Origin of the sequence: Arthrobacter sp. 2YAF22_2, assembly GCF_052114645.1 — a bacterium.
Taxonomy (GTDB): domain Bacteria; phylum Actinomycetota; class Actinomycetes; order Actinomycetales; family Micrococcaceae; genus Arthrobacter.
Genome location: NZ_JBFRFD010000671.1, coordinates 1 through 1,618, shown reverse-complemented (window position 1 = coordinate 1,618; position 1,618 = coordinate 1). Strand labels below are relative to the sequence as shown.

At 66.2% G+C, this 1,618-nt stretch carries 2 protein-coding genes; one reads left to right on the top strand and one right to left on the bottom strand.

All coding sequences use genetic code 11. From position 1 onward, the window contains the following. Positions 1-525, top strand: a 525-nt coding sequence (gene rsmD / locus AB4Y86_RS18560) for a 16S rRNA (guanine(966)-N(2))-methyltransferase RsmD (RefSeq protein WP_441403612.1), incomplete at its 5' end; no start/stop codon positions are given. A gap of 12 nt (positions 526-537) precedes the next feature. Here rsmD and AB4Y86_RS18555 read toward each other — a convergent pair. Then, the gene (locus AB4Y86_RS18555) at positions 538-1,512 is read right to left on the bottom strand and encodes an ABC transporter substrate-binding protein (RefSeq protein ID WP_441403611.1); all 975 of its coding nucleotides are present in this window, start codon (positions 1,510-1,512) and stop codon (positions 538-540) included. Between the last annotated feature and the right edge of the window lie 106 nt (positions 1,513-1,618).

The window sequence follows — 1,618 nt, the reverse complement described above, 5'->3', positions numbered from 1 at the left end:
TCCTTGACCCGGCCCACCACGGACCGGGTCAAGGAAGCTCTCTTCTCCCGGCTGGACGCCTTCGAGATCATCGCGGAAGCTAGGGTACTGGACCTTTACGCCGGGTCAGGGTCGCTCGGCGTGGAAAGCGCCAGTCGCGGGGCGCGCACCGTGGACCTGGTCGAATCCGACGGCAAGGCCAGCGAGGTCTGCCAGCGCAACGCGGACCTCATCAACACCGTCGCGGGGCACAAAGTTGTGTCCGTGCACCGGTCCAAGGTCGAATCGTTCCTGGAACGGGCCGCCGAGGGGACCCCATGGGACCTGGTGTTCCTTGACCCGCCCTACCCGTTGGACGAGGCCGGCCTGGCCGCGGTGCTGGCCAAACTGCTCCCGTACCTGGCCGAGGGCGCCGTCGTCGTGGTGGAACGCTCCACCCGCTCCGCGGAACCGTCCTGGCCGGAGGGCCTGGAACGGTTCGCGGAGAAGAAGTACGGCGAAACCCGGCTCTGGTTCGCGGAGCCCGGCGTGGAGCGCACGGAGTAGGGCGGGGCCGTCCTACTTGAGGATGGTGCCTGAAACGTCCGGCGTCGAGGGCACAATCCCGTACTTGGCCATCAGCTCGCCAAGCTTGCCCAGCGTGGGTTCATCCACCTTGCCGTCGAAGGCCTCCAGCCGCAGGCCCTTCGCCACTGCCTCCGGCATCTTCATGAACGCCGGAAGCAGCGCCCGGACCTTGTCCGGGTTGCCCTGCGCCAGGGCGAGCGTTTCGGTCATGGCCGCCTTGAAGTCGGCCACCACCTGCGGATTCTGCTGGGCATAGCTGCCGCTGGTAAACGTGACCATGGTCGGCAGGCCCGGCAGCGCCGCCTGGTTGTTGTAGGTCACCAGCTTGTTGCCGTCCGCCAACAGCTTGGACAGGAACGGTTCCGGAACCCAGACAGCGTCCACGTTCCCCTGGGCCAGCTGCGCGCCCATGTCCTGGAACGGGAGTTCGAGGAACTTGACCCCGTTCGGATCGCCGCCCTGCTGGGACACGACTTCCTTGATGGTCAGGTCGCCCTGCGCGTTGATGGTGTTGACCGCGACCTTCTTGCCGACGAGGTTCTTGGCCGTGGTAATGCCGGAGCCGGCCTTCGCGACGACGCCGTTGATGTCATTGCCGGTGGCCAGGGAGTTCGAGTAGCCCGAGACGATCTTCATGTCCAGGCCCTTGTTCTTGGCCAGCAGCACGGAGAGCGGGTTCCCCACGGAGAAGTTCATCGTTCCGGTGGAGACAGCCGGCAGCATGGCCGCGCCGCCCTGCCCGCTCTGCAACTCGACCTTCAGCTTGTGCTTCGCAAAGATCCCCTCGTCGATGCCCAGCTGCACAGCGGCGGAGGGCGCAATCGAGATCACGCCGACGCTGATGTTGCGGACGCCGTCGCCGCCGGCGGCAGCCGATGAGGTGGACCCCGACGGCGACCCGGCACCACAGCCGGTGAGCAGCAGCGCCGCGGCAGCGCCAACGACGGCAAACTTGAGTCTCTTCATAACAGTCCACTTCCTTGGGGTGAGTTATTAGACGATCGGGGCTGCCGGGCGGGCCCCGCCTTGCAACGTCCTGCCGGCAGCACCGAGGTTACATAGATAACAACCC